Raw genomic sequence first — 25386 nt, 5'->3', positions numbered from 1 at the left:
TCCTCCTTTATATGGTTCCATTTTCTATTTTCACGCGTTTCAAACGAAGCGCGTTTGTCACAACCGATACAGAGCTGAATGCCATAGCCGCTCCCGCAACCCAAGGCTCCAATAATCCAGCTGCTGCCACAGGAATGCCAACAGAATTATAAAACAAAGCCCAAAATAGATTTTGTCGAATGTTTCTCATCGTTTTACGACTTAACTCAATCGCATTTGGAATATGTGCCAGATCTCCGCCAACCAACGTTACATCAGCCGTTTCAATCGCGACATCCGTTCCTGTGCCGATGGCCATTCCGATATCCGCTTTTGCAAGAGCGGGAGCATCATTGATCCCATCGCCAACCATCGCCACTCGTTTTCCTTGTTTTTGGAGTTCTTCAACGATTTTCGCTTTGTCTTCAGGGAGCACTTCGGCATACACATGATCCACATTCACTTGCTTCGCTATCGCTTCAGCCGTGCGTTGATTGTCTCCCGTTACCATGTACACTTCTATACCCATTTGTTTTAAAGTTTGAATGGCTTCTTTGGAGCTTTCTTTTACGGTATCCGCGACAGCAATGATGCCGGCAATCTGATGGTCAATGGCAACCAGCATGGCGGTTTTCCCTTGTTTTTCAAAATCCGCCATTTGATTTTCATGCTCGGATATGTCAATCGAGTGTTCCTTCATCAATTTTCGCGTTCCAACAAGAACATGTTTGCCTTCAATAACAGCTTCAATTCCGTGGCCGGGAATGGCGGAGAAATGCTCCGATGGTTTTATGGAAATCGCTTGTTTTTTTCCGTATTCCACTATCGCCTGGGCCAGCGGATGTTCAGAAGCGCTCTCGGCTGAAACGGCATAATCAAGCATGCCATTTTGAAACTCTACTACATCTGTTACTTCTGGTTTTCCCTTTGTAACAGTACCTGTTTTATCCAGCAGCACAGCATTGATTGTATGCGTTCCTTCTAAATACTCACCCCCTTTAAAGAGGATCCCTTTTTCCGCCCCTTTACCGGTTCCGACCATAATGGATGTCGGAGTGGCCAATCCAAGCGCACAAGGACAGGCGATGACAAGAACCGCAATGGCCACTTCAAGCGCCTTTGGCAAGTCACCCGGCGCCACAATGAAGTACCATATCATAAACGATGCAACAGAAATCCCTACCACAATAGGCACGAAAATTCCTGAGATGACATCTGCCATCCGCTGAATCGGCGCTTTAGAACCTTGAGCCTCTTCAACGATTTTAATGATATTGGCAAGGGCCGTCTCTTTTCCTACCTTTTCGGCTCGAATGGTCAGTACGCCATTTGTATTCAAAGTAGCTCCTATGACAGCGTCTCCTTCTTTCTTATCAACCGGAATCGATTCGCCAGTAATCATGGATTCGTCCACGGAGGATATCCCGGAAATAACAGTGCCGTCTACCGGGATTTTTTCTCCGGGTTTGACAAGAATGGTATCTCCGATCACCACTTCTTCAAGCGGAACTTTTACTTCTTGACCATTACGGATCACAAGAGCTTCTTTTGCTTGCAAGCTCAACAGCTTAGAGATGGCTTCTGTCGTTCTTCCTTTTGCCAGTGACTCGAAGTATTTTCCAACCAGTACAAGCGTAATCAGCAAGGCACTTGTTTCAAAATACAATTTCGGCATATATTCGGGATTGGCTAAAGTTTTAAACGCTTCGTACAAGCTGTAAAAGTAAGCGGCCGATGTTCCAAGAGCTACTAATACATCCATGTTGGCGCTTTTGTTCCGCAATGCCCGATATGCCCCAACATAAAAAGGACCGCCTATGTAAAACTGAACGGGTGTCGCTAATAGAAGCTGGAACCATGGATTCATTAATAAATGCGGCAGCGGCAAGCCTAAATCAAAAGGCATATGAGCAATCATCGTATAAAGCAAGGGCAATGATAAGATGATCGAAATAGCCAGCTGTCGTTGCTTTTGTTTCAGCTGCACATTTCTTCGATCAGCTTGATCTTGTTCTTCATCGTGGATCTGTCCCTTGTAGCCTAGCTTTTTGATTTTTTCTAAAATATCTTCTACAGAAGAAACGCCTTCATTGTATTCTACAACCGCACTGTTTGTCGCCAGGTTAACAACCGCACTTGTAACGCCCTCCATGCGTTTTAGCCCTTTTTCGATACGAGTCGCACAGGCCGCGCATGTCATCCCTTCAATATCCAGCGTTACTTTTTCAGTCGCAACGCCATATCCTAATTTGTTAATTCTTGTTTGAATATCGGCTACACTTTGTTTAGCCGGATCATATTTAACCGTTGCTTTTTCCATCGCTAAATTGACATTGGCTTCTACTCCATCCATCTTGTTCAGCACTTTCTCAATACGATTGGAACAAGCGGCACATGTCATACCAGTCACTTTTAATGTGACGATCTTTTGTTCACTCATAAAGCATTCCCCCCTTTACTTAGAGAATTGCTTAACAACTTCCATTAACTCTTGAATGGATTCTTCTCCGTTGCCTTCACGAATCGCTTTAGAAACACAATGATTGGCATGACGTTCCAACAAATTAAAACCTACTTTCTTTAATGCGGCTTGAATAGCCGAAATTTGAACTAAAATATCAATACAATAACGGTTGTCCTCCACCATTTTTTGCACTCCACGCACCTGTCCTTCAATGCGTTTCAAGCGCTTTATTAAACTTTCGATTTCTTCCTCTGTTCGGGGAACCATTTTAGGATTGATGGAATTATCTTCACAGTGGTCCACTGATATCACCTCATTCTGATCGCATCTTCATTATACATTATACCGGTAAGGGGTATAAAACACAATCATACAGCCCCATTTTATTCTTATTTTTTGACACCATCCCGCAAAAACATCATCGAATACCAATCACTAAAAGGCGTTCTCCTTTTAGACTTTTTCCTGTTATGCATTAGACTTGCTGCCCAATCGTAATGTATACAGTGAAACTCCCCCTACAGCCGGGGGTTCTTCCACTTGCGATCATTCATTTTTCTATTTCATTAAAATCTTCCTGACTTAAAAATCGAATACAAAAGCCAAAAAAACATGAGTGTCGCCACCACGAATCCCATCTCAATGGCGGGAAACTTCCACAACAACGTGGATTGTCTATTCATGGAAGAACCGATAATGATCCCAACCATAATGATGCTGAAAGACAATAAAACAATGCTAAATGATAATCGATTACTGATCTGATCCAATTTCTTTAAAAAAAGATCCAGTTCCGGGATGCCGACCTCCATACGAAGTCTTCCCCGCTTGGCCAAAGAAGCAAATTCTTTCATGTGTTTTGGAAAGTCCAAAATCAATTCTCCATAATCAGAAACTTGCTTCCATACCGTTTCTGCTACATTTTTGGGATGGTATCGTTCTTTTAACAGTCGACGGCCAAATGGTTCGGCAATATCGAGTATGCTGAATTCAGGATCAAGATTTTCAACTACGCCTTCAACCGTCAGCAAAGTTTTTCCTAATAATGATAAGTCGGCCGGAATTCGGATTGAATGCTGAAAAGCTAAACGAAATAAATCGTTCACGGCCTCCCCTAAACGAATTTGGCTTAAAGGAACATCATAATACTTTTCCCTCATACGTTCTACATCAGCTCGCAACTGTTTCATGTTTACATCATCCGGAATCAATCCCATTGCACTGATCGAATGAATCACCCCATCGGTACTTTGACGCATCAACGAAATGATTAAAGATGAAAAATGATATCTCATATAGGGAGTAAGCCGCCCTACCATTCCAAAATCGAGAAAAGCAATGATCTCTCCAGGTAATACTAGTACATTTCCTGGATGCGGGTCCCCGTGAAAAAAGCCACCGATGAAAACTTGTTGAAAAATTCCTTTTGCAAGACGTTCAGCTAAGTTTTTTAAGTTGTAGCCATTTTTCTTCAGTTGGTCTATTTCATTGAATTTTACCCCTTCGACATATTCCATCGTTAATACTTTTTTAGTGGTATACTCCCAAAAAACTTTTGGAACATAGATGGTAGAGTCATCTTTAAACTGATTGGCAATTTTCTCCGCATTCCGTGCTTCATTCGTATAATCGAGTTCTTCGCGAAGGGACTTAGAAAATTCATCCATCATATCACGGATTTGATGCTTTGCTGCCAATTCCGATCGTTGTTCAGCTAATGTCGCCAAATCTTGAAGAATTTCCAAATCTGTTTCAATCACAGTTGTAATATTTGGACGTTGTATTTTGACTGCTACCTGTTCCCCGGTGCGCAAAGTGGCCCGATGGACTTGTCCGATCGAAGCAGCCGCAAGCGGCACGTCCTCAAAATGGAGAAATATGTTTTCAATTTCTTCTCCTAATTCATTTTGAACAATTTCACGCACTTCTTGAAAAGAGAAAGGTGGAACATGGTCTTGCAGTTTTTCTAATTCTCTGATGATCTCTTCAGGAATCAAATCAGGGCGAGTACTGGCGATTTGCCCCAATTTCACGAAAGTAGGACCCAATTCTTCCAGAACGATTCTAATTCGTTCACCGACAGACTTAGAAGCTTTTTCCTTCTTCTCGAAAAACAGACGCTGAGGGAGGGAGAGAAATTGAGCAATGCCGGTTTCCTCGACCACCATTCCAAAACCATTTCGAATCAACGTAATAGCAATATCGCGATAACGACTGATATGACGAATTCTTTTCCCAATCATACTATATCCCCTTCAAAAGACTAGGAACCCGAGACAGGGTTCCTTTACTTATCATCATTTTCCAATTTCTGAATTCGTTGTTCCAGTTTTTGAATATCCTCTTTTGTCGCTAAATCCAATTCGTTTAATATTTGTTTGATTTGCTCCCGTACAATGCGTTGTAATCCTTTTTTTTCTTCTTCTCCCCGCTGAATCAGCTGATTGACCATGTCTTTTGATTCTTCCAGAGACAACTCCCCTTTTTTCACCAAATCATTCACAAATTTTTCTGCTTGTTCCTTGCTTGTAACAGCTAAACCAAGTCCAAATGACAATCCTTTTTTGATTAAATCCATTTCCAATTCAACCCCCTATACTATTTTATTCTAACAAAGATAACACTTCAGGAATCTTCCGTTGAGCTTCTCGCTCACCAGCTTCAATGCATTCTCGGATTCTGCTTGTGTCGAACGCTAAAATATGACCTACTTCCGGACGAAAAACGACATCTGCATACTTCAAGTTGACACGGCGCTGCACGGTCATCATAATTGTAAACGAACGATAAACCGTTTCGAATATATTACGAGGTTCCTGTTCATCATGTTCCCTTTCGACATCTACTGCAAGGATCTTATCCATTCCGGCTTCATGAAGCAAGTCGGCAGGGAGATTATTTAAAATTCCACCATCCACCAATACTTTGCCTTGATAATGAACAGGAGAAAAAATACCAGGAACCGATGTGGTTGCTCGAATAGCCAAGACAAGGCTGCCTTCTTTCATCACGAAAACACTTCCTTTGATCAAATCGACCGATACTGCCCGAAACGGTATCTTCAAATCCTCGATTTTAATATCACCAAGCCCTTTTTGCTCCAAAAATTGAATCAAAATAGCGTATATTTTATTTCCGGCTAAAATTCCACGTTTTCGAATTCCAATATCCATCAATCGATAAGATGGCGTGCTTAGAACAAACTCTTCAATTTCTTCTACATCAATACCCGCGGCAACTAAGCCTCCAATCGCACCGCCCATACTCGTTCCCGATATAAAATCAATGGGGATTTGATGCTTCTTTAATACTTTTAACACTCCAATATGGGCTATCCCGCGTACGGCACCGCCTCCTAAAGCAATTCCTACTTTCACAACTATTCTGTCCCTTCACCAGAAGATTTATGGGTATGGTACCATTTTTCGCTTTTTTGCCGCAAAAGGAAACTGTTGAAGAAAAATGATCTGGATGAATTCAAAACAGTTTCTTATCCTATAGTTTATTCAATCGAGTAACAAGTCCATGCCTCATTTTAATCGTTCAACAGGATAACTTCTTTGATAAGCCCAATGAAGACAAATCAGCGATTCAATCTTTGTGAAGGCTGGTGAAAGTGGATAAATCTTTATTTTAATCTTAACATTTTTCAAACAAAAATTCGCATTTGGCATGCTCTTTTTTATATATTGTCAAATCAACTCCATTGGCGCCTGTTTCATGTCCCTTTTTCTTAATGACCATCTCATTCATTTCCCCCGTTCGTTTGTATAAGAGCGGTTGTCAACTCGCCAATCGCCTGCCGAATTTCATCCTGCGTATTGTAAAAATGGGGAGCGATTCGGATGACGTCGTTTCTTGCAGAAACAATGATATTTCTCTCTTTCAAAATAGATACAATCTGCTCAGCATTTTTCACATAAAAAGCTGTCATGGCGCCTCGCTGATCAGCAGATAGAGGCCCAGCAACGTGTAATCCTTTTTCTTGTCCATAATCTAATGCGAATTGAGCTAATGGATTTAAATAAGAAGATATATTCTCCACTCCTATATCAAGAAGCAAACGAAGAGCGGCGGCAGCGGCATAAGCGCTGATAAAAGAAGGTGTACCAGTTTCAAAACGACGTGCTCCAGCTGCTAATGTGAATTGATGAACGTTGAATTTCGAATGATTTTCTTGACCAAACCATCCTGTTATACGAGGCTTCCATTTTTCTGCTAATTCTTTTTTTATATATAAGAAGGATATGCCCGGAATACCTAATATGTATTTCCTCGTTCCTGCCGCCAATATGTCAATATCCATTTTCTTTACATCAATAGGAACTTGTCCTGCTGATTGATAAGCATCCACCAATAAAAGAGAACCTTTACGATGGACAATTTCCGCGATTGCTTGAATATCTTGTTTGAATCCATTGTGATAACCAATATGGGAAATGGATGTGATGAGCGTATCAGAAGTTACATAACGTTCGTAATATTCTAAAGGGATCACTCCTTGTTGTGAAGGAATAAATCTCACATTTGCTCCAAATTTCTCCTGAGCAAGCCATACATGACCGACGGTTGGAAAGTCCATATCTGTAGTCACAACGATATTTTTACCTTTTTCAAAAAAAAGAGAAGAAGCAATAGCAGAAAAAATGTCAGATACCGAACTGAATACAGCAATCTCATCAGGTGCAGCACCAATTAATTTTGCAAAACTGGATTTTGCCTTTTCCACTTCCTTTATGGCTTGATTCCAATTAACGCCCATCGATAATAAACTATTCATATACTCTTCAATCGATTCGGATACAGTTTTTGAAATGGCGCCTTGCGAACAACTCGCCAGATGGATTTTCGACTCTAAAACAGGAAATAAAGAACGATAATGTGCAAACGGGTGTTTCAATCCTAACTCCTCCTTTCGATTCCGCTTAAAAAGTTTCCACTGCTTCTTGATCTCCCTATTATGATCGTCATCAGTAACTGGATTCACTTTTAGACTATTACTATGTTTAATAGACTTACAAGAGTTTTTAATCTTAGTATTGATAGTTCAATCATTGGCGAGGAAAATGAAACCTCGTTACGAATGATTTCCACCACTGTGATCCAGAAACCCGGCTTTTATATTATCAGCGTGAATCCAATATATATGGCTGCTCCCCACATTACCAATGCTGAAATTTTGTTGAAAATCCTCATCAAGCGTCCAGATTTATCTATCTCCCCTGTTATCCGGCCAGCCACTGCCAGTCCCGCAAACCAGATCCAAGAAACCAGAATACAAGCAAGTGAGAAGGCCATTTTTTCAGACCCATTGTATTGAAGTGAACTCGTTCCGATCACTCCAACCGTATCCATGATCGCATGAGGATTCAGCAACGAGACCGATGCCGAAAACACAACTTGTTTTAAAGGAGTAAAAGTTTCTTTGGCAGTATTTTCGTTCTTTCCTTTTTCAGCAGCAGGAGTGCTTTTCCAAGTACTCCACCCCATATAGAACAAAAACACCATTCCAGTGGTTAATAGGATCGTTTTGATCCAAAAAGAACCCAAAACCATAAGAGATACACCCAAAACAGCAAGGGTGATTAAAAGTGTATCGCATATTGAAGCCGTTAAAACGACCGGGAAAGCATGGATAAAGCGTTTCTGAAGGGCCCCCTGATTAAAAACAAAAACGTTTTGGACGCCAAGAGGAAGGATTAGTCCAAATGCGAGAATAAGTCCGTGAATGAAGGCTTCTGTCATTCAAATCCCCCCTATTGCTATCGTATGAATACCATTTTACTCGAATATCAATCGTTGTCTCCAACCAATTGGTTGGATTCGATACCAACTAAGTTGTATAATCAAAACAAGCATTATGGGGAGAGGACGAAATGAACATTTTTCTAATAAATGCGTTTACGGATCAACCATTTGCGGGAAACGCTGCTGCTGTTTGTTTTTTACCGGAATCAAAAGATGCGGGATGGATGCAAAAGGTAGCGAAGGAGATCCATTTGCCAACAACTGCTTTTATCAAACATACAAATGGCAAATTCAGCTTGCGTTGGTTTACTCCGTCTATGGAAATCCCCCTCTGTGGTCATGGAACTTTGGCTAGCGCCTACGTTTTATGGGAGATGGGATACATAAAAGCGGAAAATCCAGTAAGTTTTAGCACAAAAAGCGGAGTACTGACTGCCACCGTAAAGAATGGCTGGATTGAACTTGATTTTCCATCCGCTCCGGACCACGAAATCAATGCTCCGGACAGACTGATTCAAGCATTGGGAGTTGTACCAAAATACGTAGGAAAAAATCAGCTTGATTATATCGTCGAAGTCGAGTCAGACGATGTAGTAAAAAATCTCATACCTGATATCGATTCCATTGCCCAACTCCCAATTCGTGGAGTCATCGTGACAAGCCGATCAAGTTCCGGAAGGTTTGATTTCATTTCTCGGTTATTTTCTCCCGCACAAGGGATTGTCGAAGACGCCGTTACCGGTTCGGCACATTGTTGTTTGGGCCCTTATTGGAAGCGCCGATTAAACAAAGACGAGTTTATTGCCTATCAAGCCTCAGCCAGAGGAGGAATGATAAAGGTCAAAATGGCAAACAACCGTGTCCTATTATCCGGTAAAGCTGTCACAGTTATAAAAGGAGAGCTTTTTGTTTAATGCCCTATCTTCTCTAAAGACTCATCCAAATAGATGAATTCAAAAATTTTTTATGGGAGAGAATTTTTTCATGATCGAATTGGATTGGAAACCCGACAAATCATCTCCAACTCCCCTCTACATCCAAATCAAAGAGTATATAAAAGAAAAAATTGAAACAGGAGAATGGACTGTAGGGATGAAAATCCCTCCTCAACGTACATTAGCCCAAGCATGGGAAGTGAACCGCAGTACGATCGTGGCGGCTGTGGAAGAATTGATTGCTGATGGATTGCTGGAAGGAAAAAGCGGGAGCGGTACCAAGATTATTAATAATACATGGTCCTTGATGGACTCTGCCCCGCCCCCAGATTGGAATTCCTATGTGCAAGCAGGGAGCCATTATCCTAATTTGCCTACGATACAGGAAATCAATCAAGCAGAATTTGCTCCAAATATCATCCGGCTGGGAACAGGAGAGCTTTCGCCTGATTTATTTCCTCGTGAGATGATGAAAGAAGTCTTTAAACGACTGCCGGACCGCATCAATTCACTAGGCTACGAAGAGCCTAAAGGGCTGCTGTTTCTTAGGGAACAGCTTAGCGGATATTTAAAAACCATAGGAATTGAGGCTTCCCCTTCTTCCATTTTGATTGTGTCCGGAGCTTTACAAGCATTGCAATTGATTTCAATGGGCCTCTTGCAGCGAGGGTCTACGATCTTTCTAGAAAAACCATCATACCTGTATTCCCTGCATGTGTTTCAATCTGCCGGGATGCGATTATTTGGACTTCCTATAGATGAAGATGGAGTTCAAATAAAAAAGATTACGGAACAAAAAAAGCGGCAAAACGCTGCGTTGCTTTATACGATCCCGTCCTTCCATAATCCAACAGGAATTTTGATGTCTGAAGAAAGACGAAGAGAATTGATGGATGTATGTGAACAGGAGCGACTGCCGATTATTGAAGATGACGTATATAGGGAACTTTGGCTCGATTCTCCGCCTCCCCCGCCTTTGAAAGCCATCGATAAAAATGGACTTGTTCTGTATCTCGGGAGCATGTCGAAAACATTGAGTCCCGGCTTGAGAATCGGCTGGGTAGTTGGGCCGATCCCTGTCATTGAGCGATTGGCGGATATTAAAATGCAAACCGATTACGGATCCAGTTCCTTGTCCCAGTGGGCGGTTGCGGAATGGCTTTCAAGCGGATTATACCATCGCCATTTGGATGAGGTCAGAAAAGCATTGAAGGTGCGAAGAGAGGTCATGAATGATTCATTGCAAAGGTATTTTTCCGACATTGCGACCTGGTCTGTTCCAAAAGGCGGTTTTTATATATGGCTTCGCTTATTACCTTCACTCTCTATACGTGAACTTTTTGAAAAAGCATTAGAACACGGAATTCTATTGAATCCAGGAAATGTCTACGATCAACATGCGACTCAGTATCTTCGACTTTCTTATTCCTATGCTTCTATAGCTGATTTGAATAGAGGAATGGTTCTTCTTTCGAAAGTGATCCGTGAGCTAACCACTTAACTCTCGATTGAGCCAAAAAAGTCACTGAAGTTCACAACGGCTTTTTTGGCTATAGGGAGTGTTCAAAAACTTGAAGACTAGCGACAGTTGGCAGGGCAGAAAATGACGAGCAGGTCAATTGACTGGCACCCAAATTTTCGAATAAAAATCAGGGCTGGCGGGATCTTCATTTGTATACACTTCTAACGCTGGTGTTCCTGCGTGCTTATAGCCACTAGATGGGAACCATTCTGAAAAAATTTGTACCCATGCTTTCTGAATAGCTTCAGGCATCGGTCCGTGAACTTCAAATACAGCCCATTTTGATGCAGGTATTTTCAAATTACATAGTCCGTCAGGTGTTTTGCCATCATATTCAGTTGCTACCCAATAATCCATTACTTGCTTCGATTGAGTATGACTGTTAGCGGCACATACACCTAATACACCTTTTATTTCACCATTGTTCAACTTAAATAATAAATCAACTGCCCCATCCTTCTTCCATTGATCCCATAATTTTGGAATACTCTCAAAATTCTCATTATTGACAAACGAAATTTCTCTCTTTATTCCAACTACTTGAAAATGATCTCTTTCAACTAGTGTGTATTTCATTAGTGCTACTCCTTTCAGACCCATGTGTGAATTTAGTCGGGATAAGATTTGTGAACTTCCAAGTTCCTTAAGACTGTCTTGTTGTCCCTTTTTCACTTCATCGCGGTTTTTGTTAATGAAGATTGATGTTTTGAACCCATTTACTCGTAGGTTCACACATTGCTTGGTTGATCTTTTTCACACAATATACCTTCCTTACTGTAGAATAGTAGCCGAGAGAACACTCTCTCGGCTGCAAGTGACGGCTATAAATTGATGTTAATAATATTGATTTTTCTGTATAGACAATAATACTTTTATTCACCCGTCTCTGCAAATCGCTTAATTCTTTCCCCGATCTCATCGCGAACACGCTGGAATACAGCCCAATTTTCTTCTTCTGTCCCTTCCGCTTTTGCAGGATCGTCAAATCCCCAGTGTACGCGCTTCACATGCGGCGATGTTACTGGACAGTTATCAGCAGCATGCCCGCATAATGTTACCACCATATCCGCATTGTTTAACAAGTCAGGATCAATGACATCCGATGTTTGGTTCGCAATGTCAATCCCCACTTCTTTCATGGCTTTTACTGCATTCGGATTTAATCCGTGGGCCTCAATGCCGGCACTATATATTTCCCACTCATCACCAAGATATTTTTTGGCCCAACCTTCTGCCATCTGACTGCGGCAAGAGTTTCCGGTGCATAAAAAGTAAATGGTTTTCTTCTTCATTTTCACATGCTCCTTTATTAGATGATAAGCAACCATAAATAAAGTCCAATCAGTGTAATGAGTATGGTTGGTACGGTTAAAATAATCCCGTTTTTAAAGTAGGTTCCCCAAGTAATTTTGACTCCTTTCGTCGATAATACATGCAGCCAAAGGAGGGTGGCCAAAGAACCGATTGGGGTAATTTTAGGCCCTAAATCAGAACCAATCACATTCGCATAAATGAGTCCTTCACGAATGATTCCGGTTGTGTTTGTATTAGCTATGGCTAAAGCATCAATCATTACGGTCGGCATGTTATTCATAATCGATGAAAGAATCGCTGCGATAAACCCCATTGAAATGGTTCCTACAAGTAAACCTTTATTTGCCGCGGCTTGAATCACATCAGATAATACATTCGTCAATCCTACGTTTCTTAATCCGTAGACGACGACATACATACCAATAGAGAAAAAGACAATTTCCCATGGTGCACCTTTTAGTATTTGTTTAACGTGAACAGCTGGGGTTCTTCTACCAATGGACAAGAAAACAAGTGCGACCACTCCCGCAATGATAGACACAGGAATTTTAGTAAATTGACTGATAAAATAGCCTACTAATAAAATACTTAATACACTCCAAGCTATCTTAAACATTTTTTGATCCTTAATGGCTTCAATTGGTTTCTTTAAATGAGACACATCATATTGTTTTGGTATATTTTTTTGAAAATACAAATATAAAACCAAAATACTGGCTCCAAACGAGAAAACGGTAGGAATGATCATGCGCGTTGCATACTCAACAAACTTAATATGAAAATAATCGGCGGAAACAATGTTTACTAGGTTACTAACCACAAACGGTAATGAGGTTGTATCTGCGATAAAACCACTTGCCAGAATAAAAGGCAGTACTTTCTTTTCATCAAATTGTAAAGCTCGTACCATGGCAAGAACAATGGGAGTTAAAATGAGGGCTGCCCCATCATTCGCAAAAAAGGCGGCTACTATGGCTCCTAAAATAGAAACAAAGATAAACATCTTTACTCCGTTTCCTTTTGCCGCTTTTGCCATATGTAATGCGGCCCATTCAAAAAATCCAATTTCATCTAAAATCATTGATATGATAATAATAAAAATAAAAGCAAGAGTCGCATTCCACACAATTCCTGTCACAGTTAGGACATCTTGAAAATCTACTACACCTACCATAATAGAAAGCAGAGCGCCCCCGCATGCAGACCATCCAATAGATAAGTTTTTGGGTTGCCAAATCACAAATATTAAAGTTGCGAGGAAAATCAATGATGCTAGTAGGACGGAAAGCAAAAAATCACCTCTATCGTTATTCACATAAAATTCTTGTGCCTTTTTCTTCAAGTTCTTTTAATTTTTCTTGCTGGTCAGGAACATGAGCCAATATATCTTGAATGAGCGAATACATTTCATGTTCCTTATTGACAGAATAAAAAACCCATTGGGCTTTCTTGGTTTCATTTAGTAAACCTGCATCTTTTAACTTCCTGAGATGTTGGCTAATGGCGGGTTGACTCATCTGAAAAAATTCAACCAACTCACATACGCAACAATTTTTATTGTCTAATAACGCCATCATGGTAAGTCTAGTTTTATCGCCTAATAACTTTAATATTGTCGCGACGTCGTCTATATTCGTAACCACTCGATTCATTTTACCACTCCTCCATTCATATATCATAATATAACAATATGCTTATATAAGCAAATAAAAATAGGATGATATAGTATCGCTTCAAATGTCTTAATAGCCATAAAAAAAGTCGTATTCTAGCCGTATATTTGATCTTTTTACGACTATAATTGTTGCTGTAAAAAATAAAATGAAAAATCTCCCTCGTTTAAAGGGAGATTAATTGCAAATATCTACTTCCGTGCATTTTTTCGTTTCTTCTATTTGTATAGTGGAATGATGAATGCCAAACTGCTTCTGCAGCTTTTCTCTTGCCTCATATAATACTTGATCCCGATCAATTTGAGAATGAACGACAAGATGACAGCTTAAAGCCGGAAAATCTGAAGTAATGGACCAAACATGTAAATCATGAACATTGGTGACTCCTGCCAAAGACAATAATTGATTTTTTACTTCTTGCAAATCAATATTCGATGGTCTCCCTTCCATCAGAATATGGATAGAATCCTTCACTATGCGCCAACCACTGATCATAATTAAAACAGAAACCAATACACTGGCTATCGGATCGGCAATATTCCAACCAAAAAGCCATATCAGCAAGCCGGCAACAATGGCCCCGATGGATCCAAGCAAATCGCCCAGCACGTGTAAAAAGGCGCTTTTTATGTTGAGATTGTCGTTCTTATCCCCTTTCATCAAAATCCAAGCGGCTAAAATATTGACGATCAGCCCGATTCCTGCGACTGTCAACATTCCCGAACTCATTACTTTAGGTGGATAATAAAAACGTTGGTATGCTTCATAGAAAATCAAGACCGAAATAAGCAATAGTGTCAGTCCATTCAACAATGCGGCTAAAATTTCAAATCGTTTATATCCGTATGTTTTCGTTTCACTTGCTTGCTTTTCCCCTATTTTCAAAGCTAATAGGCTGAAACCTAATGCCGCTGCATCACTTAACATATGCCCAGTATCAGATAGCAACGCAAGGCTGTTCGCCATGATTCCACCGATCAGTTCCACTATTAGAAAAGATAAAATTAGACAAAAGCTATATAGCAATGCTCTTCGATTTGCATGATGTGCATGTGAATGACTTCCATGACTGTGATGATGTCCCATACCGAAGACTCCTTTAAGCCATAATTCTGTTTATCAAATTTATTTCTTTAAATGTCTACTTAATTCATTATATACGAGTTTCCCCTTTAAGTTGATTCCATCGGAAAAAACAATCCCAATGAATAAATAGACACTTCACTCGAAAGATGAAAAGTGTTGGCCATCTACAAATGATCCCCATTTATCAAGTTCATTTTACCACACTTATTCAGTAAATTGTGGTACGTTTCACCTTGTATTCGTCATTATTTGATACTTATCTAAACAAGCATGGAAAATCTTTACTTTCCCGTTAAAATCCTTTAATAGATCAATTTCTTTCTAAAACGGTAAAAAGGTTGGAACCTATAAGCACATTGCGAAAGGATATTACACGGGTGCATAAGTTTACAGATTGTTATGGTCTTGTTTAATAAACTGACCAGGAGAATGAACGGGTAGAAGCACTTTATGAGAAGGATTTTGATTCGTCTTCAATATTTTTGAGGAAATGGAAGTTTCTTTTTCTTGCAAGATAAATGATGTCTGTCGACTCCTTTGTCCAATATGAACACCTATTTCATACGAAGCCGTTCTTCGTTAGAGTTTCTGACGGTTGTTGCGCCTTCTCATTAATCATGATGGTTTGATACCTTCTTTCATTTATACTCATAAAAAGTGGCAGTGGTTTAACTTGCTTTGGATCAAATGATCAACCGTATTCCGCTCAATCGATGTTCGTTGATATGGTATCTAGCATAATCGAGATTGTTTCCGGGAACCATTATCGCTTGTACAAACATATCGACCTTTTTTGATCGATATTCTAAACCAACTTGAGACGTTTTGCGATCTGTCATCAATAGTTATAAACACACTTCGTTTCTTTCCCGCACTAGGGACAACAATGATGTTTTATCCTATTTCAACATAATTGAAAACGCCTCCCGATCTCACCCTCTTCTCTGAACAGTTTTTACTCCGGATTCTTCGCAGTACTTTTCAAAGTAAACATAAGCCATTCGTTGATTCTGACTAATTCCCATATAAAGGGCGTGAGTTTTTTCATCCGGAAATTTTGCCTGAATTCCAACTTTTTATAGAGCTTTTTATAGAGCTAATCTTTTGAAACAATTCTTCTTTGATTTGAGGGATCGCTTCATTTGCAGAAAAAAATTTTTCTTGTACGAGAAATTGGAAGGTTTCCATAACCCATGGTGCATCTAAATGAGCTTTTCTTATCAAATGAGCTTGTTCAAATACGGTGACCGGATCGCCATAACACAAGATTTCTCCATCATGCATGATGATAATTTCATCAGCCCACTGGTAGGCTAGATTCACATCATGGGTAGACAAAATAATGGTTTTTCCCTGTTTTTGGATGTGATCTAATACCTTCATGATTTGTTTTGAAAAATAAGAATCGAGTCCTGCTGTAGGTTCATCTAGAATGATGATTTCAGGATCCATGGCGAGCACCCCTGCTATGGCGACACGTTTTTTTTGTCCTAAGCTTAAAAAATGGGTCGGCTTATCGCTAAATTCTGTCGTTTCTGTCTGCTCCATGGCCCATTCCACTTTTCGCGACACTTCTTCCTTTGGCAGACCCAAATTTTGCGGGCCAAAAGCAATATCTTGAATGACATTAGCCGAGAACAATTGAGAATCCGGATCTTGAAAGACAATTCCCACATGCTTGCGTAATGAAAGAAGCGATTTTCGATCATATTTCACTTCTTTGCCTTTAAAACGAATGGTTCCGTTTGTCGGCTGCAGAATACCATTCAAATGCAGCAGCAATGTAGATTTCCCGGCTCCGTTATTGCCTAATATGGCTATTTTCTTTCCCTGCTTAACCGTAATGGAGAGGTTTCTTAAAGCGATAGTGCCATCCGCATAACAATGAGTTAAATTTTCGATGTCAAAAAGAATTGGCTGCATTATAAAATTCCTCCAAACTGTACATAGATAAAGGCCATTCCTGCCAATATAAGTAAAATGATAAACCAATTGACAAGGGAATAACGATAAGATGGATCAAAAAACAAAATTTCATCCCCGTAGCCTCTGGAATTCATGGCAATGGATAATTGTTTCGTCCGTTCAAACACTTTTAAAAACAGGACAGAAATCAACAGTACAAGAGATTTCATCCCTTGTCGTATCGTGATATATCCTAGCCGGGAAGACTGTGATTGATAAATATTGATCGATTCTTCCATGATGACGAAAATGAATCGATACGTTAAGGTAATCAACTCAATAAATATAGAATGGATTGGATGGCATACAGGAAAGAGAAAGTCATCGAACCGTGCGTGACTTGGGGCAGGTATTTCCTTCATTGCTACTGAGGTTGCACAAGCTTCATCATCCGCTCTCTCGTCATCCTCTTTGCGGTGAAAGTTTGAGGCAAGCTTGTGCAACATGTAGTCATGATAATCTCGGATATAACGAATCAAACAACCGGCTTCATAACGTAATAACGCCAATTTCACCATCAGGCCTATTCATCACATATTGGATTCAGATGCTTTGAAAACAAAAATACGAAAACTATTTTTCACTGTTTACTTTTTGGAACTCTATTGATTTAAGGCTTTTTTCTACTTGATCGACCACCGAATGGATCAATTCTGCTGCCGTTACATGTTGGCTAAGACGTGGATTTTGTCCACACCAGAGTGACATCCATTCTCTTTTTCCTTGCTTGGCTGCTTCTTTACGAATGGTTTGGGTGAGGTTATTTTGAATAGGATACGGCGGCAATTCCCTCTCATAGTCTTTCATCATCCTTATAAATTCATTGTTCACTCCTCTTGCCGGCTTGCCACTGAAGGCCGACGTGATCGCTGTTTGCTCTTCGCTGCTGTTTAAAATCGCTTTTTTGTGCAGTTCATGAGCTCCGCTTTCCTTGCAGGTCACAAAAGCTGTTCCCATCTGAACGGCTTGCGCTCCTAATATTAGCGATGCCAGCACACCTCTCCCGTCCATAATCCCGCCGGCCGCGATCACCGGAATCTTCACCCGATCGGATACTTGCGGTATTAACGCTATGGTTCCAATCATCGCTTGGTCAAATGATTCCGCAAAACTTCCTCTATGTCCACCCGCTTCACTTCCTTGGACGACAATCATATCCATCCCGGCGTCTTCATTTTGTATGGCTTCGTTTACGGTTGTAGCCGTTCCGATTACCACAATATCGTTTTGTTTTAATTGCTCGATCACATTTCTCGGCGGGATGCCAAATGTAAAGCTTGCGACGGGAATTTTGTTTTTTATAACAATTTGAATCTGTTCTTCAAAAGTGGAGTTGTTCAGTATCGGATCTTCTTTTTTCTTTTCGATCCCCAACTTTTGGCGAATGGGTTCCAACAATTGATTTGCTCTTTCTATTTCCTCTTGAACAACAACCGGATTTTCAGGGACGAACAAATTCACCCCAAATGGTTGGTCAGTCCACTCCTTTACTTTTTGAATGGATAATTCCAAATCTTTCGGAGTCATATAACCGGCCCCGATCATCCCCAAACCTCCTGCATTCGATACAGCCGCAACCAGTTCAGGCGTGGTAATTCCGCCAGCCATCCCGGCTTGAATGATGGGATACTTTAACGATAATCTTTTCGTCACTTCCGTTTCATGCCACATCATGATAAACCTTCTTTCTTTAGGAATATACTGACTTTTCTTTATATTAAGTTTATTATTTGCCATCCCCAATGTAAATACAAAATCCATCGGCTGAAAATCGTAAACAAACAGGAAGAGTTTCGACAGAAATAAATGATTTCAAAATGTCAACGGCTTGAATCTTTTCTGGCAAATCTTTTACCCATAATGGAACTGAAGACCGACAAAATTGTTTCAATTTGATGGATTTTGCAACATAGTGATTGTGAAAATACGAAAGTCTTATATAATAATAGTAGCAAGATGTTTTGACTAATTGTTTTTCAAAACAAAAAACAGCGGGAATAATAAAAGTCCCCCTGCTTATTAAGTATGGGTGATGATCTTTAACGATTCAAAGCAACGAATTTTAGATGGATAACAGCCACACGTGAGAAAAGGAATCATACATTTACAAATCAATAGCGCAGTTCTTCATTTTTCTTTGAATGGCTGCTCCTTTCAACCTTCATTCGTTGCCCTTATCATTGGAATTCGAGGAAAGGAGAGAATGACCGTGTATTTTGCTCTTATGACTTTGTTGTATATTGCCTCGGTTGTAATACTATTTGTCGGGGGATATCAAATTATCAAACATGAAGAAAAATAAAAACGCCACCATTGCGTTTGAGTTTTCCCCTCTTCTTTTTTCTCTTTCTGTTTGACGGAAGAGGGGGAATTGCTTTAAGAACCGAACCTTCTTTTATCTTTTCATTTCATTTATAACCATCTTTCGGTCGAAAAACTTATCACAGGTGAAATGTTGCTGTTTCTAAATAATTCGCCGTTTTGCGATCACAAAAGAAAAGCGGGTTGTTTGACCGTTTCTCTCCTTTTTTGAGTATCTGCTCGAAATGACGCGAATAGGAGAGTGTTAAAACATACTCCAAGAATACTTCTTAGACAGCATTTCCAACAATTTCACTCCCGCGATGCTGTTTCCTTTACGATCTAAAGCCGGGCCGAATACTCCGATTCCCAATCGATTAGGCACCGCTCCCAAAATTCCGCCCGAAACCCCGCTTTTTGCCGGAATCCCTACTTTAGAAGCAAATTCACCGGAAGCGTTATACATACCGCATGTTACCATAAACGTTTTGCAAAGTCTCGCTATATCGGCCGGCAGGAGTCTTTTTCCAGTCATTGGTTCTACCCCGTCCATCGCGAAAACAACCCCTATTCTGGCCAAGTCAAAACAATCTAATTCAATAGCGCACTGTTTTGTATAAAGACAGATCAGTTCTTCCACATCTTCTGTGATAATTCCATCCTGCTTCATGTAATAGCAAAGAGAACGATTGATAAAAGAAGTTTCAAACTCCGATTTCGCCACTTCTTGAGAATAAGTAATTTTTGAATTTCCGGTTAATTCATGTACAAAGTGCAAAATGCGTTGAAATCGTTCTTCGATGTTTTTTCCTTTAATCATATGAGTCACAGCTAAAGCCCCGGCATTAATCATCGGATTTAAAGGTTTGGATGGGTTGTTTATTTCCAATTTTAAAATAGAATGGAAAGGATCTCCTGTTGGTTCATATCCGACCTTATGAAACACGGATTCTTCCCCGCAATCCATCAGTGCCAATGCAAGAGTGAGTACTTTCGAAATGCTTTGCAATGTCATTTTTTGTTGTATGTCCCCTGCCGATAGGCACGTTCCGTCGGGGTAGTATATAGTGGCTGATAAGTCATGAGGATTCGCTTTTTTTAAAGCGGGAATATAATCAGCTACCGTACCGTATTTTGTATAATGTTTCGCTTCCAATAATAATTCATTTAACTCCTCGCTTGATTGACAAGACAATGTTCGTCACCCGCTTTATCATTTGAATCTTAAAGAAGAGACACATCAGTTCTAGTATAGGTCAAAAGGAGAATCTCTAATCTTGTATCTTCAAACCGTTTTTTATCAATGCATCAGATCTTGTTGCAATCTTTTTGCCATCTAATACATACGACGCCATTCCGAAACTTCTTTTATATGATAACGGAAAGATCTATATGGAGAAGGGGATAAGTTCCGCATGGTTAATTGTTCTTTGGATATACTTCTAAAGAGGCATTTTTAGTGAAAAGGGAGGAATTCAGTTGGCAAAAGAAAATTTTTCAACGAATACGACAACTCCTCATTTTGTCCAAAAAACGATGGAAGAGATTTGGAGTTCGACATGCGGATCGTGGCAAAATTGTAATAACGCGAACATTTCGTCTTTCTTATCTCAATGCTTGGAACACAACATCGATCCACAGTTCTGCTTCGATTGGATTTCCCAACACAGCGACGAAATCCCCAACTGGTCTACTATTTCGAATACCGCTCGTGAATGGGTCAATCAACATACTTCTACTGGTTCACCCCTCTCTTCTGAGAACAGCATTTCTTAAAGGCCGTCACCTGTTGAAGTAGGGATCATCGAATAAGAATAAAAAAAGGAAAGGGCAATATGAAAAACCTCTTTCCTCTTGTGAACACTCATCCAAGTTCATTTTTTCATCTGCTTTATAAGGCCATGGGGTGAGGAAATGATGCAACCATTCCCTCACTCTTTCAATGCCGGATGACGGAAAAAATCACTGTTGATGAAATTTTCCGTTTTGGAAATCCAATATTGCTTGGCGAATCTCTTCTTGTGTTGTCATCACAAACGGTCCGTACGCCACCACCGGTTCATTGATCGGTTCACCGGCATACAATAACACCCGCATCTTTTCTTTCGCTGTTATTTTAATGATACTATCTGAATCTTCGTTATCCCTAGTTAAAAAGAGCACTTGTCCGGCACGGCCTTCCGTTTCATCCACGCCAAAAAATCCGCTTCCTTCCAAAACATAAAGAAATCCGTTATAGCTGCCCGGAAGATCCTGAACTATGCTAGCTTTCGGTTCCAAGTCGATCTCTACCATCGTGATAGGCACATGGTTCAGGGTTTTTGCTTTTACACCTTGAGAAGAGCCTGAAAAAACACGTATGACGGCCCCCTCCTCTTTCCGTACCGGTACGCTTTCTCTTTTCAAGTTTTGATAACGCGGTTCAGTCATTTTCTTTGTTTTTGGCAAATTAATCCATAGCTGCAAGCTGTGAACGGTGGAACCAGGCGCCGGATCTTCTTTATGAATAACCCCTCTTCCTGCCGTCATCCATTGAACATCTCCTGCTTCCAATTTTCCTTTACCCGCTTGATTGTCTTCATGTTCTAATGTTCCGTCGATCACATATGTCACTGTTTCAATGCCGCGGTGAGGATGAAAATCAAAAGCTCCTTTTTGGAAAACATCTTCCATCAACATCAAAAATGGATCATATTCTTTCCAATTTCCTGGTTCTAATACATATCCATTTTGATGGATGGGACTGTTTTGTTTTAAGTTTACTGATTGAATACGGCGAATGCCTCGTTCATTCATCTTTGACCCCTCCTAATGTCAAAATTGAATCTAACCGATATTGAACGGTTTGAATAAATCTATCCACCTAGGATATTTTTTTGGCGAATTTCAAAACGCATGAATACACGGGACAAATCATCAAGCTCCGAATCGCCGCGATTTATCATTCTCTCTACGGTTCTTTTATTTCCTTTGCAAAATGCAGTACTTGCATTGCATCCTTTTATAATCTCGAGAAATCAATCTCCAAGACAATCGGACAATGATCGCTCCCCATCACATGAGAGTGAATATCAGCCGTTTTTAAAAAACTGGATAATCTGTTGGATGCAATAAAATAGTCGATTCGCCAGCCAATATTGCGCTCTCTTGCTTTATTGATATAGGACCACCATGTATAAGCCCCTTCTTTTTCGGGATAAAAATATCGAAACGTATCGATAAAGCCCGCATTCAGCAATTCCGACATTTTCGCCCTTTCTTCTTTTGTAAAACCTGAATTTCCTTGATTGGATTTCGGATTCCTTAAATCGATTTCTTGGTGAGCGACATTGAGATCCCCGCATAAAAGAACAGGCTTGTCCTTATCTAAATCGATGAGATAACTTCGGATTCGATCTTCCCATTCCAAACGATAAGGAAGCCTTGCCAGATCCCTTTGTGAATTAGGGGTGTACACATTCACCAAATAAAACTTTGGAAACTCCAATGTTATTATTCTTCCTTCGGGCTCGTTTTCAACGTCGCCCAGTCCGTAATGAACGGATAAGGGCTCTTCTTTCGTGAATACAGCGGTACCGGAATACCCCTTCTTCTCTGCATAATTCCAATATTGATGGTAGCCTTTTAAATCCAATTCAATTTGTCCGGATTGCAATTTCGTCTCTTGAACACAAAAGATATCTGCATCCACTTCTTGAAAATAATCGAGAAATCCCTTGCGTACACAAGCCCGAAGGCCGTTGACATTCCACGATACAAGTCTCATTTGCTGATCCTCTTCTCCTTACTTGTAAATGCATCGTTTCTTATACTATACTACGAAAATAGTTGATAAACACCCAATAAGACTTTGCTGGCCTGAATTCATCTTAAATGTTTCACTATGCGGAAAAAACAAGTTACTTTCATTCGTTTCATACAAATAGACCAAATCCATTAAATCAATGCCATTTGAAAGAATATTGTGTTTCAACCAAAGATTCTCCATTTTTGTCCATCACAACGAAAAAAGCCGTCCTAAGAAAGGACGGTTTCAGACTGTCGACAAATCCGAAAAAACCGGATTTGCCGACAGTCTTTTTTTGTATAATTAAGATACCGTAATGAATTGAGGTGGATGAAGTGCTAACAAAAAATACACAGATGAATCGTGATCAAATAGAAATGATAGCTTTAGACCAACTTGTACCTGCAGATCATTTGGTTCGTAAAATCGACGCTGCTATTGATTTTTCATTTATCTATTCGCTTGTTCAAGACATGTATTCATCGGAAAGAGGTCGACCAAGTATTGATCCAGTTGTATTGATTAAAATGGCTTTCATCCAATATACCTTCGGTATTCGTTCCATGCGAAAAACTATAGAGGAAATCGAAACGAATCTGGCTTACCGTTGGTTTCTTGGATTTGGTTTTTATGATAAGGTACCTCACTTTTCAACGTTTGGGAAAAACTACGAGCGACGCTTTAAGGATACAGACTTATTTGAACAGATATTCTATCGCATTTTGAAAGAAGCTGCAGATAAGAAGCTGATAAGCAGTGAGCATGTCTTTATTGATTCTACTCATGTCAAAGCGAGTGCGAATAAGCATAAATTTGAGAAGAAAGTGGTTCGAAAAGAAACGAAAGCCTATCAAGCACGTCTACAAGATGAGATAAATGCTGATCGAGAAGCACATGGAAAAAAGCCATTTCCTCCAGATAAATTTGGGAAAGAAGAATATAAAGAAATAAAAGAAAGTACCACTGATCCGGAAAGTGGTTACTACGTAAAAGACGAGCGAACAAAACAGTTTGCTTACTCATTCCATGCTGCTGCGGATCGAAATGGCTTTGTTTTGGGGGCTATTGTAACGCCAGGGAATATTCATGACAGTTCCGTATTGGAGCCACTTCTTGAAAAAGTCATAGAAAAACATGGAAAACCGGTTGTAGTTGCTGCTGACGCTGGATATAAAACTCCCGCCGTTGCCCAATACATATTTGAAAATGATATGACCCCTGCTTTACCTTATACTCGCCCTCGTACAAAGGATGGTTATTTCAAAAAACATGAGTATGTTTACGATGAATACTACGATTGTTATCTTTGTCCGCAAGGACAAGTGTTAAAATATGCAACTACGACGAAGGAAGGCTATCGTCAATATTTTTCTGATCCAGTCCAGTGTAAAGATTGTCCATTCCTTTCGAAGTGCACCCAAAGTAAGGAGCATAAAAAACTGATTCAGCGACATGTATGGGAATTTTATTTAGAGGAAGCTGATCATCTTCGGCATACACAAGAGAATAAGAGCATTTATGCAAGACGGAAAGAAACCATTGAACGTGTTTTTGCTGATGCAAAGGAAAAGCATGGTATGCGTTGGACAACCTTAAGAGGTCTAAAAAAATTGTCCATGCAGGCGATGCTAACTTTTGCTGCAATGAATTTGAAAAAGATGGCTTGCTGGACATGGAAAAGTCCAGCAATAACATAAAATAGACCCCTGGAGGGGTCTATTCCAAACATTTGAAAGCATAAAAGTGACAAAAGGCATCCGAAAGCGCACATTCGGATGCCTTTTGTCTACACTCTGAAGCCGTCCTAAGAAAGGACGGTTTTTTCAATGAGAAGTTTTTTCTCCCAGACGAATTAAAAGGTTGTATAAACATTGACGCATGTTTCTGCTGTTGGTTCATAAAAACAGTGTAGTTTGTACCGACCTACAAAAGGCTGATTGTACCAACGATCAGGGCAGTCTCCCTGTGGCCTAAAATACCATAAACTGTATTTGGCCGGCCAATACCGTTCGCCATTTACCACTCTTCTCGCTAATCGTTTTTCATTTTCTCTTGCTCTTTGATAAAAATATCCATATAACACGGCTTCAAATGCATGTGGTTGAAATATCATTTGCGGAATGGTTCGGATCCCTACAAAATCTGAACAATTGGCCCTGACGCGATTAATGCCGACATTCCCAACGAGCAGCATACCAAGTGTCCCTTCTCCTTCAGCCTCGGCTCTCATCAATCTTGCTAAAAGGGCGATGTCTGATTCTCTCGCTTTCACTACGGCCATATGACCACCTCCGTTTCTTCCTCTTTATCATATTGCTTGATTGGGTGAATGATGACGACTTAGGCGGGAAAATGTTTGAACAAACAGCAAGAAATGCCTCATACCATATTTTTCGCAAATACATACATCTTCTGAAAGAATTATTTGACTATCTCCTTTTGAATGGTCCAAAAGTTGACGATTCAAAAATGGAGCACAAAAGATTATGTCGCCTTTTGACCAATTTCAAAAAAACGTCCAATGTCTTTTAAGGCGAGGAACGATGATCTTTCGCTAATTTTTATGAACACCAATAGCGAGAAACATCGCAGTGAAAATTTCGCATGAAGAA

23 protein-coding genes are annotated in these 25386 nt (G+C 40.1%); 4 read left to right on the top strand and 19 right to left on the bottom strand.

The window, feature by feature from the left end:
* Positions 1 to 7: 7 nt before the first annotated feature.
* The 7 genes from BSM4216_RS07295 to BSM4216_RS07265 all read right to left on the bottom strand — a co-directional run bounded on the left by BSM4216_RS07295 (position 8) and on the right by BSM4216_RS07265 (position 8188).
* Positions 8 to 2419 (bottom strand): heavy metal translocating P-type ATPase, encoded by a 2412-nt coding sequence (locus BSM4216_RS07295; RefSeq protein ID WP_048623269.1) that lies wholly within the window; start codon positions 2417 to 2419, stop codon positions 8 to 10.
* Between the two features lie 15 nt (positions 2420 to 2434).
* On the bottom strand, positions 2435 to 2746 hold the full coding sequence (locus tag BSM4216_RS07290; protein WP_003352825.1) for a metal-sensing transcriptional repressor: 312 nt from the start codon (positions 2744 to 2746) through the stop codon (positions 2435 to 2437).
* A 263-nt stretch (positions 2747 to 3009) separates the two neighbouring features.
* Complete coding sequence (gene ubiB, locus BSM4216_RS07285) at positions 3010 to 4686, bottom strand: 2-polyprenylphenol 6-hydroxylase (protein WP_048623268.1); 1677 nt, start codon at positions 4684 to 4686, stop codon at positions 3010 to 3012.
* A gap of 44 nt (positions 4687 to 4730) precedes the next feature.
* On the bottom strand, positions 4731 to 5021 hold the full coding sequence (locus BSM4216_RS07280) for a phasin family protein (RefSeq protein WP_048624435.1): 291 nt from the start codon (positions 5019 to 5021) through the stop codon (positions 4731 to 4733).
* A gap of 25 nt (positions 5022 to 5046) precedes the next feature.
* Positions 5047 to 5820 (bottom strand): patatin-like phospholipase family protein, encoded by a 774-nt coding sequence (locus BSM4216_RS07275; RefSeq protein ID WP_048623267.1) that lies wholly within the window; start codon positions 5818 to 5820, stop codon positions 5047 to 5049.
* A 368-nt stretch (positions 5821 to 6188) separates the two neighbouring features.
* Positions 6189 to 7343: an aminotransferase class V-fold PLP-dependent enzyme gene (locus tag BSM4216_RS07270; RefSeq protein ID WP_048623266.1), complete on the bottom strand. Its 1155-nt coding sequence runs from the start codon at positions 7341 to 7343 to the stop codon at positions 6189 to 6191.
* A gap of 218 nt (positions 7344 to 7561) precedes the next feature.
* On the bottom strand, positions 7562 to 8188 hold the full coding sequence (locus BSM4216_RS07265; protein ID WP_048623265.1) for a LysE/ArgO family amino acid transporter: 627 nt from the start codon (positions 8186 to 8188) through the stop codon (positions 7562 to 7564).
* 131 nt (positions 8189 to 8319) lie between these two features.
* On the opposite strand from BSM4216_RS07265, the gene BSM4216_RS07260 reads away from it, so the two are divergent.
* The gene (locus BSM4216_RS07260) at positions 8320 to 9105 is read left to right on the top strand and encodes a PhzF family phenazine biosynthesis protein (protein WP_048623264.1); all 786 of its coding nucleotides are present in this window, start codon (positions 8320 to 8322) and stop codon (positions 9103 to 9105) included.
* A gap of 70 nt (positions 9106 to 9175) precedes the next feature.
* On the top strand, positions 9176 to 10627 hold the full coding sequence (gene pdxR, locus BSM4216_RS07255; protein WP_048623263.1) for a MocR-like pyridoxine biosynthesis transcription factor PdxR: 1452 nt from the start codon (positions 9176 to 9178) through the stop codon (positions 10625 to 10627).
* Positions 10628 to 10741: 114 nt separating this feature from the next.
* On the opposite strand, the gene BSM4216_RS07250 is transcribed toward pdxR, so the two are convergent.
* The 9 genes from BSM4216_RS07250 to glsA all read right to left on the bottom strand — a co-directional run bounded on the left by BSM4216_RS07250 (position 10742) and on the right by glsA (position 20182).
* On the bottom strand, positions 10742 to 11224 hold the full coding sequence (locus BSM4216_RS07250) for a GyrI-like domain-containing protein (protein ID WP_048624434.1): 483 nt from the start codon (positions 11222 to 11224) through the stop codon (positions 10742 to 10744).
* A gap of 296 nt (positions 11225 to 11520) precedes the next feature.
* The gene (arsC, locus tag BSM4216_RS07245) at positions 11521 to 11940 is read right to left on the bottom strand and encodes an arsenate reductase (thioredoxin) (protein ID WP_048623262.1); all 420 of its coding nucleotides are present in this window, start codon (positions 11938 to 11940) and stop codon (positions 11521 to 11523) included.
* A 17-nt stretch (positions 11941 to 11957) separates the two neighbouring features.
* Positions 11958 to 13253, bottom strand: a complete 1296-nt coding sequence (locus BSM4216_RS07240; protein ID WP_048623261.1) for an arsenical efflux pump membrane protein ArsB — start codon at positions 13251 to 13253, stop codon at positions 11958 to 11960.
* Positions 13254 to 13269: 16 nt separating this feature from the next.
* A complete protein-coding gene (locus BSM4216_RS07235) occupies positions 13270 to 13614 on the bottom strand; it encodes an ArsR/SmtB family transcription factor (protein WP_003352816.1) in 345 nt (114 codons plus the stop codon).
* A gap of 198 nt (positions 13615 to 13812) precedes the next feature.
* Positions 13813 to 14721, bottom strand: coding sequence for a cation diffusion facilitator family transporter (locus tag BSM4216_RS07230; RefSeq protein WP_048623260.1), 909 nt, complete (start codon positions 14719 to 14721; stop codon positions 13813 to 13815).
* Between the two features lie 1044 nt (positions 14722 to 15765).
* Positions 15766 to 16644, bottom strand: coding sequence for an energy-coupling factor ABC transporter ATP-binding protein (locus tag BSM4216_RS07225; protein ID WP_048623259.1), 879 nt, complete (start codon positions 16642 to 16644; stop codon positions 15766 to 15768).
* The gene (locus BSM4216_RS15900; RefSeq protein ID WP_053083231.1) at positions 16644 to 17204 is read right to left on the bottom strand and encodes an energy-coupling factor transporter transmembrane component T family protein; all 561 of its coding nucleotides are present in this window, start codon (positions 17202 to 17204) and stop codon (positions 16644 to 16646) included. The genes BSM4216_RS07225 and BSM4216_RS15900 overlap by 1 nt, the downstream gene beginning before the upstream one ends.
* A 55-nt stretch (positions 17205 to 17259) precedes the next feature.
* Positions 17260 to 18357 (bottom strand): NAD(P)H-dependent flavin oxidoreductase, encoded by a 1098-nt coding sequence (locus BSM4216_RS07215; protein WP_174521038.1) that lies wholly within the window; start codon positions 18355 to 18357, stop codon positions 17260 to 17262.
* An 895-nt stretch (positions 18358 to 19252) separates the two neighbouring features.
* Positions 19253 to 20182 carry a glutaminase A gene (gene glsA, locus BSM4216_RS07210; protein ID WP_048623257.1) on the bottom strand — a complete coding sequence of 310 codons (930 nt, stop codon included), beginning with the start codon at positions 20180 to 20182 and terminating at the stop codon, positions 19253 to 19255.
* Positions 20183 to 20466: 284 nt separating this feature from the next.
* On the opposite strand from glsA, the gene BSM4216_RS07205 reads away from it, so the two are divergent.
* Positions 20467 to 20763 (top strand): hypothetical protein, encoded by a 297-nt coding sequence (locus BSM4216_RS07205; RefSeq protein ID WP_082142278.1) that lies wholly within the window; start codon positions 20467 to 20469, stop codon positions 20761 to 20763.
* A gap of 186 nt (positions 20764 to 20949) precedes the next feature.
* On the opposite strand, the gene BSM4216_RS07200 is transcribed toward BSM4216_RS07205, so the two are convergent.
* Together BSM4216_RS07200 and BSM4216_RS07195 are read right to left on the bottom strand one after the other, a co-directional pair.
* Entirely contained in the window at positions 20950 to 21783 is an 834-nt protein-coding gene (locus BSM4216_RS07200) for a pirin family protein (protein WP_048623255.1), read from the bottom strand.
* Positions 21784 to 21988: 205 nt separating this feature from the next.
* On the bottom strand, positions 21989 to 22753 hold the full coding sequence (locus BSM4216_RS07195; protein WP_048623254.1) for an exodeoxyribonuclease III: 765 nt from the start codon (positions 22751 to 22753) through the stop codon (positions 21989 to 21991).
* Positions 22754 to 23109: 356 nt separating this feature from the next.
* Between BSM4216_RS07195 and BSM4216_RS07190 the strand changes: the two genes are divergently transcribed.
* A complete protein-coding gene (locus tag BSM4216_RS07190) occupies positions 23110 to 24471 on the top strand; it encodes an IS1182 family transposase (RefSeq protein WP_048622333.1) in 1362 nt (453 codons plus the stop codon).
* A 155-nt stretch (positions 24472 to 24626) separates the two neighbouring features.
* Here the strand turns inward: BSM4216_RS07190 and BSM4216_RS07185 are convergent, their stop codons facing one another.
* Positions 24627 to 25055: a cell wall hydrolase gene (locus tag BSM4216_RS07185; RefSeq protein WP_048623253.1), complete on the bottom strand. Its 429-nt coding sequence runs from the start codon at positions 25053 to 25055 to the stop codon at positions 24627 to 24629.
* Positions 25056 to 25386 lie beyond the last annotated feature (331 nt).

Source organism: Bacillus smithii (assembly GCF_001050115.1).
Taxonomy (GTDB): Bacteria; Bacillota; Bacilli; order Bacillales; family DSM-4216; genus Bacillus_O; species Bacillus_O smithii.
This window is presented reverse-complemented; position numbering and strand designations above follow the sequence as displayed.

Excerpts from the sequence above, each read along its gene's own strand:
- BSM4216_RS07295 (WP_048623269.1), bottom strand. The coding sequence starts at position 2,419 with ATGAGTGAACAAAAGATCGTCACATTAAAAGTGACTGGTATGACATGT.
- ubiB (WP_048623268.1), bottom strand. The coding sequence starts at position 4,686 with ATGATTGGGAAAAGAATTCGTCATATCAGTCGTTATCGCGATATTGCT.
- BSM4216_RS07280 (WP_048624435.1), bottom strand. The coding sequence starts at position 5,021 with ATGGATTTAATCAAAAAAGGATTGTCATTTGGACTTGGTTTAGCTGTT.
- BSM4216_RS07265 (WP_048623265.1), bottom strand. The coding sequence starts at position 8,188 with ATGACAGAAGCCTTCATTCACGGACTTATTCTCGCATTTGGACTAATC.
- BSM4216_RS07260 (WP_048623264.1), top strand. The coding sequence starts at position 8,320 with ATGAACATTTTTCTAATAAATGCGTTTACGGATCAACCATTTGCGGGA.
- pdxR (WP_048623263.1), top strand. The coding sequence starts at position 9,176 with ATGATCGAATTGGATTGGAAACCCGACAAATCATCTCCAACTCCCCTC.
- BSM4216_RS07250 (WP_048624434.1), bottom strand. The coding sequence starts at position 11,224 with ATGAAATACACACTAGTTGAAAGAGATCATTTTCAAGTAGTTGGAATA.
- arsC (WP_048623262.1), bottom strand. The coding sequence starts at position 11,940 with ATGAAGAAGAAAACCATTTACTTTTTATGCACCGGAAACTCTTGCCGC.
- BSM4216_RS07235 (WP_003352816.1), bottom strand. The coding sequence starts at position 13,614 with ATGAATCGAGTGGTTACGAATATAGACGACGTCGCGACAATATTAAAG.
- BSM4216_RS07230 (WP_048623260.1), bottom strand. The coding sequence starts at position 14,721 with ATGGGACATCATCACAGTCATGGAAGTCATTCACATGCACATCATGCA.
- BSM4216_RS07225 (WP_048623259.1), bottom strand. The coding sequence starts at position 16,644 with ATGCAGCCAATTCTTTTTGACATCGAAAATTTAACTCATTGTTATGCG.
- BSM4216_RS15900 (WP_053083231.1), bottom strand. The coding sequence starts at position 17,204 with ATGGTGAAATTGGCGTTATTACGTTATGAAGCCGGTTGTTTGATTCGT.
- BSM4216_RS07215 (WP_174521038.1), bottom strand. The coding sequence starts at position 18,357 with ATGTGGCATGAAACGGAAGTGACGAAAAGATTATCGTTAAAGTATCCC.
- BSM4216_RS07200 (WP_048623255.1), bottom strand. The coding sequence starts at position 21,783 with ATGAATGAACGAGGCATTCGCCGTATTCAATCAGTAAACTTAAAACAA.
- BSM4216_RS07195 (WP_048623254.1), bottom strand. The coding sequence starts at position 22,753 with ATGAGACTTGTATCGTGGAATGTCAACGGCCTTCGGGCTTGTGTACGC.
- BSM4216_RS07185 (WP_048623253.1), bottom strand. The coding sequence starts at position 25,055 with ATGGCCGTAGTGAAAGCGAGAGAATCAGACATCGCCCTTTTAGCAAGA.